Raw genomic sequence first — 14032 nt, 5'->3', positions numbered from 1 at the left:
CCACACCGCCCTCCTCGCCGACTTCACCACCCTCAACACCGCTTGACTTCTATAGGAGCATCCCCACCCCCCTTCTCCGGGCGATCATGAAGTTGGCGGCACTCAGGGAGATCATTTCTGCCGTCAACTCCATGATCGACGCGGGGGGCAGGGGCGGGCAGGGGCGGGCAGCGGCGGGCAGGGGCGGTCAGGGGCCGGTGGGGGTCTCGGCCGCCGAACTCAGGTTGGGGGCGCTCGCGGGTTCGGCGATGCCACCGGGCGCGGAGGCGATCTCCGGGTCGTGGGCGGTCTCGGCCGCGATGGCCGGCTGGTCCGGCGGCATGACGTCCGGCATCTTCGGCGCGACGATCACCGCGGTGCCGTACGCGCAGATCTCCATCCACATCTCGCCGCAGTCCCGGCTGTCGAAGCGCATGCCGATCACCGCGTTCGCGCCCAGGCGGCGCGCCTCCTCGCCGAGACGGGCCACCGAATCGGTACGCCACCGGGTCAGGTTGTCCGGCGCCATCGGGTCGTAGGCGCCACCGCGCAGGTTCTTGACCCCCTCGCGGTACGGGTTGCGGGTCCTCGCCATCGAGGAGACCACTTCGCCGAGGATCTGGCGGATCTCGTAGCCGGGCAGTTGATCCGTCGTCACGACCAGCACGCTTCCGATGCTGTCAGTCCCCGCCCGGGTGGTTCGCGAGCCGTGTTCAGCTGATCGGATGCTGAAAAACGGCGCGGCGCGGACGGCCGGGGCCACACCCGGCCGATCCGCGCCGCACCGGCATCAACCGTCAGACACCGGCCGTCGAGGTGATCCAGGCCCGGTTGTACGCAACACTGCCGTAGTTCTGGATGGTGGTGCCGTTGGCGGTGGAGGCCACGCCGACCTGCCGGCCGTTGTAGAACTGCGGGCCGCCCGAGTCGCCCCGCCACGCGTTGCCGTTGATCCGGGTGCTCCGGATCGCCTGGCCGCCGTACGCGTCGGTGACGCTGGTGCTGGTCACCTGGACGGTGGCGGTCTTGAGCTGGGGCGACGCGCCGCAGCCGCTGTAGCAGGTCATGCCCCAGCCGTAGATGGTGTTGGTGGAGCCGACCGGCGGGTTGCTGGTGGCCAGCGACACGGCGGAGGTGCTGACCGTGCTGGACAGGCGCAGCAGGGCCAGGTCGTAGCGGGTGTACGAGGCGCTCACGGTGCGGGTCACGCCGCCCGAGGCGTAGTAGACGCTGCCGACCCGGACCGACATCGTGCCGCTGACGCAGTGCCGGGCGGTGAGCACCCACTGGGGCGCGATCACGCTGCCGGAGCAGGTGAACGAGCCGTTGCTGAACACGGCGGCGGCCCACGGGGCGGACGAGACGGTGCCGCCGCCGATGATCGGCTGGGGGCCGGCCGGGGCGGCGGTGGCGCCGGAGGCGGTGGCCAGGACGCCGGCCAGTGCGGTGGTCAGCACGGCGAGCAGGGGACGGAGGCGCATGTCGGGGCTCCTTCTGCGCGGACGCCCGGGGTTGCCGGGCAGCGGGTGACACCCGCCGGATGGGGTGGGCCGGCGAGGGACGTCGATCTAACTCATCGACGTCTGACGATGCATGCTACGGCCGTGCCGCCCTCTGTCACAAGATGCGGATCGAATCACGCCGATGGCGTGACGTGCGCCGCGTGCCGCGCGTGCCTGCTGTCGGATACCGGTCCAAGGTGGGGTGTTTCGCGGCAGAATGCCTGCTGGGAGGTGTTGTCGAGGGGCGCCCACGAGCACGCAGTGCAACGAATTCGCATCGACGCCGCAACGAACGGGCAACGGTGTCCCTCCGGGGTCGCCGGCAAGCCCGATCAGTGCCGGAACTGCCCCCGGCCGGTGCGGGCCGGGCGGTATCTGCCAGGTACGCTGGCTGCGCTCGCCCGATTGTTGGGCCGGCACCCAACTGCGTACACAGTCAGGAGTGCCCAGTGCCTCGCGTCGTCGTCGACGTCATGCTCAAGCCCGAGATCCTCGATCCGCAGGGCCAGGCCGTCGCAAACGCGCTGCCCCGCCTCGGCGTCAGTGACGTCGCCTCGGTTCGGATCGGCAGGCGGATCGAGATCGAGTTCACCGGCGAACCGGACCTGGACCGGGCCCGGGAGATCGCCGACAAACTGCTGGCCAACCCGGTCATCGAGGACTTCACCGTCCGCGTGGTCACCGCCGACGAGACCGCGGGCGCGCAGTCGTGACCGCCCGGGTCGGTGTGGTCACCTTCCCCGGCTCCCTCGACGACGGGGACGCGGCCCGGGCCGTACGGATCGCCGGTGCCGAGGCGGTCCGGCTCTGGCACGGCGACCCGGACCTGCACGGGGTGGACGCGGTCGTCCTGCCCGGTGGCTTCTCCTACGGCGACTACCTGCGCTGCGGCGCCATCGCCCGGTTCGCCCCGGTGATGGAGACGATCGTCCAGGCCGCGCGTGGTGGCCTGCCGGTGCTCGGCATCTGCAACGGCTTCCAGATCCTCTGCGAGGCGCACCTGCTGCCCGGCGCGCTCACCCGCAACCAGCACCTGCACTTCCGCAACCGGGACCAGGTCCTGCGGATCGAGAGCACCGGCACCGCCTGGACGAACGCGTTCCAGCCGGGCCAGGAGGTGCTCATCCCGGTCAAGAACGGCGAGGGCTGCTACGTCGCCGACCCCGCGACGCTCGATCGGCTGGAGGGCGAGGGCCGCGTCGTCGCCCGCTACGTCGGCGGCAACCCCAACGGATCGCAGCGCGACATCGCCGCGATCACCAACGAGGCCGGCAACGTCGTCGGCATCATGCCGCACCCCGAGCACGCGGTGGAGGCGCTCACCGGCCCCTCCCTGGACGGCCTCGGCTTCTTCACCTCGGTGCTCAAGCATCTGGTGGGAGCGCCGGCGTGATGGTGGCCGGGAACATCGGTCGGCCCACCCGCCGCACCGGCGGCGAGCGCAGCAAGGAGACGTCATGACCACCCATCCGGACCCGGCCCTGCGCGAGCCGCAGGGCGTGGTGCCGCAGGCCGGCCCGACCGACGACTGGGCGCTGGGCGTGGACACCGTTCCCCGGGCCGCCGACTCGCCGGAGGAGCTTCAGCCGTACGCCGAGCTGGGCCTCCGCGACGACGAGTACGACCGGATCCGGCACATCCTCGGCCGCCGGCCCACCCAGGCCGAGCTGGCCATGTACTCGATCATGTGGAGCGAGCACTGCTCCTACAAGTCGAGCAAGGTGCACCTGCGCCAGTTCGGCGAGAAGGCGCCGCCGAGTGACCGGCTGCTCGCCGGCATCGGGGAGAACGCCGGCGTGGTCCGGGTCTCCGACGAACTGGCGGTGACCTTCAAGGTCGAGTCGCACAACCACCCCAGCTTCGTCGAGCCGTACCAGGGCGCGGCGACCGGCGTCGGCGGCATCGTCCGCGACATCCTCGCCATGGGCGCCCGCCCGGTCGCCGTGATGGACCCGCTGCGCTTCGGCGCGGCCGACCACCCGGACACCGCCCGCGTGCTGCCCGGCGTGGTCGCCGGCGTCGGCGGCTACGGCAACTGCCTCGGCCTGCCCAACATCGGCGGCGAGGTCGTCTTCGACCCCTGCTACCAGGGCAACCCCCTGGTCAACGCGCTCTGCCTGGGCGTGCTGCCGGTCGACCGGCTGCAGAAGAAGGACGCCACCGGCCCCGGCAACATCGTGGTGCTGATGGGCGCCAAGACCGGCCGCGACGGCATCGGCGGCGTGTCGGTGCTCGCCAGCGCCACCTTCGACGAGGGCAGCGAGCAGCGCCGCCCGTCCGTGCAGGTGGGCGACCCCTTCATGGAGAAGCTGCTCATCGAGGCGTGCCTGGAGCTGTACGACGCCGAACTGGTCGTCGGCATCCAGGACCTCGGCGGCGCCGGCCTGACCTGCGCGCTCACCGAGACCGCCGCCTCCGCCGGCACCGGCATGCGGGTCTGGCTGGAGCGGGTGCCGCTGCGCGAGCCGTCGATGGAGCCGCACGAGATCCTGGCCAGCGAGTCCCAGGAGCGGATGCTGCTCGTCGTCTCGCCGGACAAGCTCGACGCGGTGCTCAAGACCGCCGAGAAGTGGGGCGTCTGGGCCACCGCCATCGGCGAGGTCACCGCGCCGTCGGCGGACGGCCAGCCGGGCCGGCTGGTCATCACCTGGCGCGACCAGCTCGTGGTGGACGTGCCGCCGGGCTCGCTCGTCGACGACGGCCCGGTGTACGCCCGGCCGATGCGCGAGCCGGCCGACCTGATCCTGCTCCAGGCCGACCGCGCCGAGACGCTGCCCCGGCCGAGCACCCCGGAGGCGCTCCGGGAGACCGTGCTGCGCATGATCGCGTCGCCGAACCTGGCCGACAAGACCTGGGTCACCGAGCAGTACGACAGGTACGTGCTCGGCAACACCGTGCTCGCCCAGCCGGAGGACTCCGGCGTGATCCGGATCGACGAGCGCAGCGGCCTCGGTGTCGCGCTCTCCGTCGACGGCAACGGCCGGTACGCCCGCCTCGACCCTTACCACGGGACGAAGCTGGCGCTGGCCGAGGCGTACCGGAACGTGGCGGTGACCGGCGCGAAGCCGATCGCGGTGACCAACTGCCTGAACTTCGGCTCGCCGGAGGACCCGGGCGTCATGTGGCAGTTCGCCGAGGCCGTGCGCGGCCTGGCGGACGGCTGCCTGGAGCTGGGCATCCCGGTGACCGGCGGCAACGTCAGCTTCTACAACCAGACCGGCGCCGCGGCCATCCACCCGACCCCGGTGGTCGGCGTGCTCGGCGTGCTGGACGACGTCGCCGACCGGGTGCCGATGGGCTTCGTGCCGCGCCCGGCCGGCGACCACGACCAGTTGTTCCTGCTGGGCGAGACGCACGTCGAGCTGTCCGGCTCGGAGTGGGCGTGGGTGACCCACGAGCACCTGGGCGGCATCCCGCCGCAGGTCGACCTGGCCCGTGAGCGGCAGCTCGCCGAGCTGCTGGCCGAGGCGGCCCGGGTCGGGCACCTCAGCTCCGCGCACGACCTGTCCGACGGCGGCCTGGCGCAGAGCCTGGTCGAGTCGGCCCTGCGCCGCGGCGTGGGCGCCCGGGTCGTGGTGCCGGAGCACTTCGCCGGTGGCTCGATGCCGTTCGTCTTCCTGTTCAGCGAGTCCGCCGGCCGCGTGCTGGTGTCGGTGCCGCGCGGCCACGAGAAGGCGTTCACCGCCCTGTGCGCCGAGCGCGGCGTGCCGTGGGAGTTCATCGGCGTCACCGACCCGGCCTCCGGCGCGCTGGAGGTGCACGGCCAGTTCCGGATCGGTCTGGACGAGCTGCGCGAGGCGCACACCGGTACGCTCCCACGCCTGTTCGGTGCGGCCGAGGCGGCCCGGGTGGAGGTGGAGGCGACCCGTACCGGGACGACCACGGTGCTTCCGGCCACGGCCGAGCAGCCGGTCGGCGTGGACCCGGCCGCTGTCGACGCCGAGCCGATCGCCAAGGCCGGCCGGGACACCCAGCCGGCCGACGCCGAGGCGTCCGCACCCGCCGCCGCGGCGGAGCCCGAGGCGCCCGCTGCGGCGTCCGACGAGGCCGAGCCGGCCGACGGTACGGCGACAGTCGACGGAACCCCGGCCCAGGACGAGTCGGCGCCCGCCGACGGGTCCGACGGTCCGGCTCCCGGTGAGCCGGCGCCGGGTCAGCGCTGAGGCGCTGGCCTTGGCCGTCTTCGCCCAACCCGGCTCCGGTGCCCGGTTCGACTGGGGACTGACCGGGGCGGCGGAACTCGGCCGGGTCTGTGCCGCCCTGGTGGTGGTGGACGTGCTGTCGTTCACCACCGCCGTGGAGGTGGCGGTGAGCCAGGGCATGCGGGTGCACCCGTTCCCGTGGGGTGAGCAGGCCGCCGACTACGCCCGCCGGGTGGGGGCCGTGGCCGCTGTGGGCCGCCGGAAGATGACGGCGGAGCACCCGTGGTCGCTGTCCCCGGCGGCGCTGCGGGCCGCGCCGGTCGTCGCCGACCTGGTGCTGCCGTCACCGAACGGCTCGGCGATCAGCGCCGCCGCCAGCGCCACCGGAGTGCCGGTGGTCGCGGCGTGCCTGCGTAACGCACCCGCCGTCGGGCGCTGGCTCCGGGCCGAGGGGTACGGCTCGAAGGACGCGCCGGTGGGCGTGGTGGCGGCCGGGGAGCGCTGGCCCGACGGGTCACTCCGGCCGTGCGTGGAGGACCAGCTCGGTGCGGCCTGCGTGCTCGACGCGCTCGCCGGGGTGCCCGGCGGGCTCTCGGTGGAGGCCGCGATGGCGCTCGCCGCGCTGGCGAGCACGCCGGACGTGCCGGCGGCGGTCCGGGGATGCGTCTCCGGGCGGGAACTCGCCGAGGGCGGCTTCGCCGAGGACGTCACGGTCGCGACCGAGGTCGGCGTCTCCGACGTGGTGCCGGTGCTCCGCCAGGGCTACTTCGCCCCCGCCTGAGCACCGCCTCCGATCCCGTCCTGCGGGGCTTCGCTGACGACTGTGGCCGCCCGCTGTTCGCGGGCGGCCACAGTTCTCACGTCTGGTGCCTGTCAGTCGTCCAGCCAGTCGAGGCGTCGTCCGCCCTGGTCCGCCTGCCCGTCCGGGCGGGCGCGACCCGCCTGCGCCGGGTCGTTGGGGTAGCCGTTGTCGTAGCCACCCCCGCGCTGCTGCGGCGGCTCCTGGCCGTAACCGCCCTGCTGGCCGTAACCACCCTGGGGGGCCTGACCGTAGCCGTCGCCGTACCCGCCGCCCTGCTGGCCGTAGCCGCCGCCCTGCTGGTGACCGCCGTCGTAACCGCCACCGGCGTTGCCGTAGCCACCGGCCGGCGCCTCGCCGTAACCGCCCGGCTGACGACCACCGTCGTACCCGCCGGTCGCGCCGCTGTCGTACCCGCCGGCGCCCTTGTCGTAGCCACCCGCTGGCGCGTCGCCGTATCCGCCCTGCTGGCGGGTGCTGTCGTAGCCGCCGGCCGGGGCATCGCCGTAGCCACCTGCAGGGGCGTCGCCGTAGCCACCTGCTGGGGCGTCGCCGTAGCCGCCGGTCGGCGCGTCGCCGTAGCCGCCGCCCGCCGCGCGGCCGCCGCCGTAGGCCGGGGCGTCGCCGTACCCGCCGGTCGGGTTGTCGCCGTAGCCACCGCCCGCGGCGTTGCCGTAGGCACCGGTGGGCTCGCCGTATCCGCCCTGCTGACGGCCGTTGTCGTACCCGCCGGTCGCGCTGTTGTCGTAACCGCCCGACGCGGTGCCGTAGCCACCGGCCGCGCCGTAACCGTCGCTCTGCTCCGGGCCACGGCCGTACGAGGCCGAGCCGGGCTGGTCGTAGCCGCGGTCCTGCTCCGGCTGGTAGGTGCTGGTCGGGTACGGGTCGGCCGCCGGCGCGTACTGCGTGCTGTCACCGGTGTAGCGGCCGGTGGGCTCGTCGAAGCGCTCGTTGCCGTAGCCGGCGCCCTGGGCCGCGTAACCGGCCGCGCCCGCCGCCGCACCTGCCGCGTAGTCCGGGCTGCCGTAGCCGGCACCGGAGGAGGGGCCGTTGCCGTAGCCGCCGCCCGAGGAGGGCGCGTTGCCGTAGCCGCCCGCGCCGCCGTAGCCGCCCTGGCCCGGTGCGTCGTCGCCGTAGCCGTAGCCGCCCTGGCCGCCGCCGGCACCGTACGCCGGGCCGGGCGGGGCGCCGTACGGGTCCGGCGGAACGTCGTCCACGACCGGCCGCTGGAGCATGGTGGGGGCGTCGCTGATCGAGGGTCCGCCGACCATCGTCGCGGCCGGCCCGGCGCCCATGCCGTTCACCACCCGGGTCTGGTCGTCGGTGCCGTGGTAGGCGCCCCGGGCGCCCGGGACCGCACCGCCCGCGCCGGGACCACCCGGACCGGTCGGGCCACCCGGGCCGTCGCCGTCACCGTCGTCGCCCTCGTTCTTGCGGCGCATGTAGAGCAGCACGATGGTGCCTACGCCGACGGCGACGAACAGGCCGCCGAGCAGGATGAGCAGCCAGGAGCCGAAGCCGCCGGAGTCCTCGTTGGCGGCGGGCTGCTGCGCGGCGGGCGCCTCGGCCGACGGGGTGTCGGTCGCCTCCTCGTCGAGCGGCTCCTCGGACGGCGGGGCGGACTCACTCGCCGACGGGCTGGCGCTCGGGCTCGCCGACGCCTTCAGCTGGATGCTCAGCCGGACGCCGGTCACCGACTGGCCGGCGTTCGCGTTGATCGACCGGGCGACGGGCGAGGCCCCGTCGGTGGAGGCGCCGAGGTCGATCCGGCCGGGCGCGATCGGGTTGGACTCGGAGCCGCTGAAGCTGAAGTTGCCGTTGCCGCTGGTGTTGGTGCGGCGTTCCTTGCCCGCGCTGTCGCGGAGCATGACGAGGGCGCCCTCGATCGGATCGCCGTCGGCGTTCACCACCTTGCCGGACACCGTCTTGACGGTCTGCGGCTGGTCAGGCGTGGGCGGGGCAGCAGCCCGCACGGTGACCCGCAGCGGACGCTCGCTTCCGCCCACCTTGATCGTCGCCTGCCCATTACCTGCGGGTGCGTCAGGGGTCGCCGACAGAGTTAGCTGGACATCCTTTTCCTGCTCGCCGGGCCTGAAGCTGATCGGACCGCAGCCGCCGCAGTTGACGCCGTCGGGAAGGTTGACTACGTCGATGTCGGCGGACGTCTCATCGTTACCCAAACGGACCTTGACCACGACAGGGCTGCCTTGGCCGGCATTCACCGTCACGGAGTTGGTGGCGGTGACGATCTGTGCCGCGAGGGCGGGGGTTGCGGGGACGGTGAGCAGGGCGCCGAAGACCAGCGCTACGACCACACCGGCCCGCTGCTTCCAGGCACGTCGGTGTGTTGACACGTCCACCGCCTTCCGGGTCTGATCTCCCCGCCGGCCCGCTGAGCCGAGGTTGATCACTCACGGTACGAATAACGCCGTCGGCAACTATGCCTTGTCTGACCGGATCATCTCTACCCAGGGCCGCCGTCGGACGGCCTTCTGCCGGGTCGTATCGTCCCGTCGTGTCCTCTCCGCACGCTTATTCCGAAGCGGTACTCGCCGCCCTGGCGGCGCTGGACGAGGGGCGTACGCCCGAACGGCCGGTGCTCCGGGAGGCGGTCCGGACGCTCTTGGCTGCCCTCGCGGATCGCGCCCCCGGCCGATCGGTGGAGGTGCGCGTACCACCCTACGGTGCGGTCCAGTGCGTGAGTGGTCCACGACACACCCGCGGTACGCCGCCGAACGTGGTGGAGATGGATCCGGCGACCTGGCTGGCGGTCGCCACCGGGCGCCGGGGGTGGGCGGAAACGGTCACGGAGGGTCGCGTCCGGGTTTCCGGAAACCGGGCTGACCTCTCCCCGTACCTCCCGATTTGAGCGTGGGGCAGGGCAAACTCTGCTCACGCTGAGCGGAGGCTCCGTGACTGTCGGTGTCGACTGCTGGTCGCGTACACTGAGAGCCGACGACGGTCCCGGCCCATGCGTGCGGAGCTGACCCCCCGACTCCGCCAGGCCAGTCCAGACCCCACTGCGAGGGAGCGGCAGGTGCCCCGAGGCGATGGCCGGCTGAGCCACGACCTTGACCCCCAGCGACCCGGCCCACAGGACGCGTGCGGCGTCTTCGGCGTCTGGGCGCCGGGTGAAGAGGTCGCCAACCTCACCTACTTCGGGCTCTACGCCCTCCAGCACCGCGGTCAGGAGGCCGCGGGCATCGCGGTGAGTGACGGCTCCGGTGTCGTGGTCTACAAGGATCTCGGCCTGGTCGCCCAGGTGTTCGACGAGCCGACGCTGGCGAGCCTGCGCGGGCACGTCGCGATCGGGCACGCGCGCTACTCCACCACCGGCGGCTCGACCTGGGAGAACGCCCAGCCGACCATCCGCGCCACGACCGCCGGCACCACCATCGCGCTGGCGCACAACGGCAACCTGGTCAACACCGCCGAGTTGCAGCGCGAGGCCGCCGTGCGGGGGCTCGACTCCGACGGCTCGACGAACGACACCTCGCTGGTCACCATGCTGCTGGCGAGCCGGCCCGACCTGTCGGTCGAGGCGGCCGCGCTGGAGGTGCTGCCGCAGCTGCGCGGCGCGTTCAGCTTCGTCTTCATGGACGAGTCGACGCTCTACGCGGCGCGCGACGCCCACGGCGTACGCCCGCTGGTGCTCGGCCGGCTCGAACGCGGCTGGGTGGTGGCGAGCGAGACCGCCGCGCTGGACATCGTCGGCGCGAGCGTGGTCCGCGAGGTCGAGCCGGGCGAGCTGATCGCCATCGACGAGAACGGGCTGCGGTCCAGCCGGTTCGCCTCGCCCGAGCCCAAGGGCTGTCTCTTCGAGTACGTGTACATCGCCCGGCCGGACGCCACCATCGCCGGTCGCAACGTGCACGCCGCGCGGGTGCAGATCGGCCGCCAGCTCGCCAAGGAGCACCCGGTCGAGGCCGACCTGGTGATCCCGGTGCCGGAGTCCGGCACGCCGGCCGCGATCGGCTACGCCGAGGAATCAGGCATCACCTACGGCCAGGGCCTGATGAAGAACCCGTACGTCGGGCGCACGTTCATCCAGCCCTCGCAGACGCTGCGCGCGCTCGGCGTCCGGCTGAAGCTGAACCCGCTGCGCCAGAACGTCCGCGGCAAGCGCCTGGTCGTGGTGGACGACTCGATCGTGCGCGGCACCACCCAGCGGGCGATCGTCCGGCTGCTGCGCGAGGCGGGCGCGCTGGAGGTCCACGTCCGGATCTCCTCGCCGCCGGTGAGCTGGCCCTGTTTCTACGGCATCGACTTCGCCACCCGCGCCGAGCTGCTCGCGAACGGGCTCGACAACGACGGCATCCGGCGGTCCATCGGCGCCGACTCGCTCGGTTACGTATCGCTGCCCGGTCTCATCGCCGCGACCGAGCAGCCGAAGAGCCGGCTCTGCCGGGCGTGCTTCGATGGGGAGTACCCGATCGAACTGCCGGCCGGGAACCTGATCGGCAAGCACGTGCTCGAAGGAGTGGGACGCCGGGTCGCCGTCGAGGCGGCCGGGCCGACCGGTCCGCTCGTCGCCACACCGACCCACCACCCGTAGCACCACCGACGCGGGTCCGGCCGCTCCGGGCTCGCGGGAACCACAAAGGGGAGAACCGTGACGCACGTGTCCGAGCGCAGCGGCGCAGGATCCAGCCCGACGGGCGCCGGCGGCGACCGCCAGCCCTGGTCGGCGGGGTCCAGCCGGACGCAGCGCAAACGCTCGGTCTCGTACGCCGACGCCGGGGTGTCGATCGAGGCGGGCGACCGCGCTGTCGAGCTGCTCAAGTCCAAGGTCAAGGAGACCCGGCGCCCCGAGGTCATGGGTGACCTGGGCGGCTTCGCCGGCCTGTTCCGGCTGGACACGAAGAAGTACAAGAACCCGATCCTGGCGTCCTCGACCGATGGCGTGGGCACCAAGCTGGTGATCGCCCAGCAGCTCGACATCCACGACACGGTCGGCATCGACCTGGTCGCGATGGTCGTCGACGACCTGGTGGCCTGCGGCGCCGAGCCGCTGTTCCTGCTCGACTACATCGCCACCGGCGAGGTCGTGCCGGACAAGGTCGCCGAGATCGGCGCCGGCATCGCGGACGGCTGCCGGTACGCCGGCTGCGCGCTGCTGGGCGGCGAGACCGCCGAGCACCCGGGCGTGCTGCGCCCCGACGAGTACGACATCTCGGCCACCGGCGTCGGCGTGGTGGAGGAGAGCGAGATCCTCAGCCCGGACCGGGTCGAGGTGGGCGACGTGGTGATCGCGATGCGCTCGTCCGGCCTGCACTCCAACGGCTACTCCCTGGTCCGGCACGTGCTGCTCGGCGCCGGCCGGATGCGGCTGGACGTGGTGATCGACGACTTCGGCCGCCAGCGGACGCTGGGCGAGGAGCTGCTCACCCCGACCAAGATCTACGCCCAGGACTGCCTCAAGCTGATCGCCGAGGCCGAGGTGCGGGCGCTGGCCCACGTCACCGGCGGCGGCATCCCCGGCAACCTGGTCCGAGTGCTGCCCGAGCACGTCGACGCGGTGGTGAACCGTTCCACCTGGAAGCCTCAGCCGATCTTCGACCTGATCCAGTCCAAGGGCCGGATCGAGGACCCGGAGATGGAGGCGACGTTCAACATGGGCGTCGGCATGTTCGCGATCGTCTCCGCCGAGGACGCCGACCGCGCGCTGGCCACCCTGACCGGCCGGGGCGTGGACGCCTGGCAGGCCGGCGAGATCATCGAGGGGTCCGGCAACGTGCAGATGGTCGGACAGCACACCCGAGGCTGATCACCCTGCGCCGATCGGCCGGGCACTTTATCGGGGGTTCACCCGAGCGGTCGCCGCGGCCTAGCCTGGAGGTTCGGTTTTCAGGCAGGCGGGGGAGGTGCTGATGGCTGCGCGCACGCCCGAAGGGATGCGGGGCATCGCCGCCGTCCCGTCGTACGTGGTGATGCAGCCGACGACGTTGTGCAACCTCGACTGCGCCTACTGCTACCTCCCCTTCCGGGCGGTCGACAGGCGGATGCCGGTGGCCGTCGCCGAGGCGGTGGCGGCGTCGGTGAACCGGTGGGCGGTGGGCGGTCGCTTCTCCGTGGTCTGGCACGGCGGGGAGCCGCTCGCGGCCGGCCGGGAGCACCTGGCGGCGCTGCTGGCGCCGTTCGGGCCCGACGTCGAGCACCACGTGCAGACCAACGCCACGCTGATCGACGACGCCTGGTGCGCGTTCTTCGCCGAGCACCGGGTACGGGTCAGCGTCAGCGTGGACGGGCCGCGGGCGCGCAACGGCGAGCGGGTCACCCGGGGCGGGCGGCCCGCGTACGACCGGATCGTGGCGGGTGTGGCGGCGCTGCGCCGCCACGGCCTGCCGTTCTCGGCGCTCGCGGTGGTCTCGCGGCCGGAGCCGGGCCTGGCGACCGAGCTGTACGACTACTTCCTCGACCTGGGCTGCGACGTGCTCGGCGTCAACATCGAGGAGACCGAGGGCGTCAACACCCGGACGAACGCCCGCGACGAGGGCGCGGTCACCGGGTTCTGGGCGGAACTGGTGGCGGCGTGGCGCCGGGATCCCCGGATCCACCTGCGTGAGGTGGAGTGGTCGCTGCGGTACGCGGGAGCGGTTCTGGCCGGTACCGCCGACGACCTGCTGCCCCGGAGCCTCGACCCGATCCCGACGGTCGGGCACGACGGCTCGGTGGTGGTGCTCTCGCCGGAGCTGGCCGGCTTCACCGACCCTCGGTACGGCGACTTCGCCAGCGGAAACGTGCTCACCACGCCGCTGCGCGACATCCTCGCCGACGCGGCGGGCACACCGTGGGTGGACGAGTTCCTCAGCGGCGTGGAGGCGTGCCGGGCGTCCTGCGCGTACTTCGGGTTCTGCGGCGGTGGGCACGCCGCCAACCGTTACTTCGAGCTGGGGCGTTTCGACGGTACGGAGACCGAGCACTGCCGCAACAGCAAGATCCGCCTACTGGAGGGAGTGTTGGAGCATGCCCGAGACCATCAGTGACACCGACCGGGAGGCGGTCGCCGACCGGGTGCGGGAGGCCGCTGCGGGGCTTACCGCTCTGCTCCACGAGGCGGAGGCGGCGCGGCTGCTGCGGGCGGAGGTGTCGGGCGGGGACGGCGCCGACGCGGTCTGCGCGTGGAACCACTTCGAGAACATCCCGACGTTCTACAACTGGAACAACCGGCCGCGCTGAGGGGACGGTTCCGCGATCAGGGACCTGCCGGCGCGTCGGAGCGTGCGCCCCGGGGCGGCAGGTCCCTGATCGTCGGTCGTACGCCGGCTCAGCAGAGCACATGCGTGAGCACGCGGGGGTTACCGCGTGCTCAGATGTGACCGGAGGTCAGCGGGTCGGACGAGCCCAGGTGTCCGGGTCGTCGTCCGCGTGGTCCTCGTCATCGTCGTCGACATACTCTTTGTAGTCGTCGTCGAAGTTGTGCTCAGACTTTCCACTACCCGCCAGTTCGCGCTGCAAGGCGGTTAGGTCGGTGTTCGGGGAGTGGTACTTCAACTCCCGGGCCACCTTCGTCTGCTTGGCCTTAGCACGGCCGCGCCCCATGGCTCGACCCCCTCGCACAGAATGCGGGGCAGCCCGAAGGCGGGCCCCGATGACGTCAGGCATCTCTC

At 72.7% G+C, this 14032-nt stretch carries 13 protein-coding genes; 9 read left to right on the top strand and 4 right to left on the bottom strand.

Features of this window, described 5'->3' with window-relative positions; genetic code table 11:
• Positions 1–187 precede the first annotated feature (187 nt).
• On the bottom strand, positions 188–706 hold the full coding sequence (locus V6U82_RS28280) for a YbjQ family protein (RefSeq protein WP_435124327.1): 519 nt from the start codon (positions 704–706) through the stop codon (positions 188–190).
• 70 nt (positions 707–776) lie between these two features.
• Positions 777–1460, bottom strand: a complete 684-nt coding sequence (locus tag V6U82_RS28275; RefSeq protein WP_128138413.1) for a S1 family peptidase — start codon at positions 1458–1460, stop codon at positions 777–779.
• Between the two features lie 470 nt (positions 1461–1930).
• Here V6U82_RS28275 and purS point away from each other — a divergent pair, with 470 nt between their 5' ends.
• The 4 genes from purS to V6U82_RS28255 all read left to right on the top strand — a co-directional run bounded on the left by purS (position 1931) and on the right by V6U82_RS28255 (position 6404).
• Positions 1931–2194: a phosphoribosylformylglycinamidine synthase subunit PurS gene (gene purS / locus V6U82_RS28270; protein ID WP_013473439.1), complete on the top strand. Its 264-nt coding sequence runs from the start codon at positions 1931–1933 to the stop codon at positions 2192–2194.
• Positions 2191–2874, top strand: a complete 684-nt coding sequence (purQ, locus tag V6U82_RS28265; RefSeq protein WP_018785472.1) for a phosphoribosylformylglycinamidine synthase subunit PurQ — start codon at positions 2191–2193, stop codon at positions 2872–2874. The genes purS and purQ overlap by 4 nt, the downstream gene beginning before the upstream one ends.
• 64 nt (positions 2875–2938) lie before the next feature.
• The gene (gene purL / locus V6U82_RS28260; protein ID WP_334466491.1) at positions 2939–5644 is read left to right on the top strand and encodes a phosphoribosylformylglycinamidine synthase subunit PurL; all 2706 of its coding nucleotides are present in this window, start codon (positions 2939–2941) and stop codon (positions 5642–5644) included.
• Between the two features lie 10 nt (positions 5645–5654).
• Complete coding sequence (locus V6U82_RS28255) at positions 5655–6404, top strand: 2-phosphosulfolactate phosphatase (RefSeq protein ID WP_334466488.1); 750 nt, start codon at positions 5655–5657, stop codon at positions 6402–6404.
• A gap of 92 nt (positions 6405–6496) precedes the next feature.
• Here the strand turns inward: V6U82_RS28255 and V6U82_RS28250 are convergent, their stop codons facing one another.
• Positions 6497–8776 (bottom strand): carboxypeptidase-like regulatory domain-containing protein, encoded by a 2280-nt coding sequence (locus tag V6U82_RS28250; RefSeq protein ID WP_334466485.1) that lies wholly within the window; start codon positions 8774–8776, stop codon positions 6497–6499.
• Between the two features lie 161 nt (positions 8777–8937).
• Between V6U82_RS28250 and V6U82_RS28245 the strand changes: the two genes are divergently transcribed.
• The 5 genes from V6U82_RS28245 to amcA all read left to right on the top strand — a co-directional run bounded on the left by V6U82_RS28245 (position 8938) and on the right by amcA (position 13601).
• Positions 8938–9291, top strand: a complete 354-nt coding sequence (locus V6U82_RS28245; RefSeq protein WP_128137042.1) for a sterol carrier family protein — start codon at positions 8938–8940, stop codon at positions 9289–9291.
• A 168-nt stretch (positions 9292–9459) separates the two neighbouring features.
• A complete protein-coding gene (gene purF / locus V6U82_RS28240) occupies positions 9460–10977 on the top strand; it encodes an amidophosphoribosyltransferase (protein WP_334466481.1) in 1518 nt (505 codons plus the stop codon).
• A 57-nt stretch (positions 10978–11034) separates the two neighbouring features.
• Positions 11035–12189, top strand: coding sequence for a phosphoribosylformylglycinamidine cyclo-ligase (purM, locus tag V6U82_RS28235; protein ID WP_135242749.1), 1155 nt, complete (start codon positions 11035–11037; stop codon positions 12187–12189).
• Between the two features lie 127 nt (positions 12190–12316).
• A complete protein-coding gene (gene amcB / locus V6U82_RS28230) occupies positions 12317–13408 on the top strand; it encodes a cyclophane-forming radical SAM peptide maturase AmcB (RefSeq protein ID WP_334466505.1) in 1092 nt (363 codons plus the stop codon).
• Complete coding sequence (amcA, locus tag V6U82_RS28225) at positions 13389–13601, top strand: multiple cyclophane-containing RiPP AmcA (RefSeq protein WP_128137044.1); 213 nt, start codon at positions 13389–13391, stop codon at positions 13599–13601. The genes amcB and amcA overlap by 20 nt, the downstream gene beginning before the upstream one ends.
• Positions 13602–13748: 147 nt before the next feature.
• Here the strand turns inward: amcA and V6U82_RS28220 are convergent, their stop codons facing one another.
• Positions 13749–13964 carry a DUF3073 domain-containing protein gene (locus tag V6U82_RS28220; protein WP_013283429.1) on the bottom strand — a complete coding sequence of 72 codons (216 nt, stop codon included), beginning with the start codon at positions 13962–13964 and terminating at the stop codon, positions 13749–13751.
• Between the last annotated feature and the right edge of the window lie 68 nt (positions 13965–14032).

This window comes from Micromonospora sp. CPCC 205554 (assembly GCF_036902745.1).
GTDB classification, from domain to species: domain Bacteria; phylum Actinomycetota; class Actinomycetes; order Mycobacteriales; family Micromonosporaceae; genus Micromonospora; species Micromonospora tulbaghiae.
The sequence above is the reverse complement of the archived record's forward strand: the minus strand, read 5'-3'. Positions and strand labels throughout refer to the sequence as shown.

Excerpts from the sequence above, each read along its gene's own strand:
- V6U82_RS28275 (WP_128138413.1), bottom strand. The coding sequence starts at position 1,460 with ATGCGCCTCCGTCCCCTGCTCGCCGTGCTGACCACCGCACTGGCCGGC.
- purL (WP_334466491.1), top strand. The coding sequence starts at position 2,939 with ATGACCACCCATCCGGACCCGGCCCTGCGCGAGCCGCAGGGCGTGGTG.
- amcB (WP_334466505.1), top strand. The coding sequence starts at position 12,317 with ATGCGGGGCATCGCCGCCGTCCCGTCGTACGTGGTGATGCAGCCGACG.
- amcA (WP_128137044.1), top strand. The coding sequence starts at position 13,389 with ATGCCCGAGACCATCAGTGACACCGACCGGGAGGCGGTCGCCGACCGG.
- V6U82_RS28220 (WP_013283429.1), bottom strand. The coding sequence starts at position 13,964 with ATGGGGCGCGGCCGTGCTAAGGCCAAGCAGACGAAGGTGGCCCGGGAG.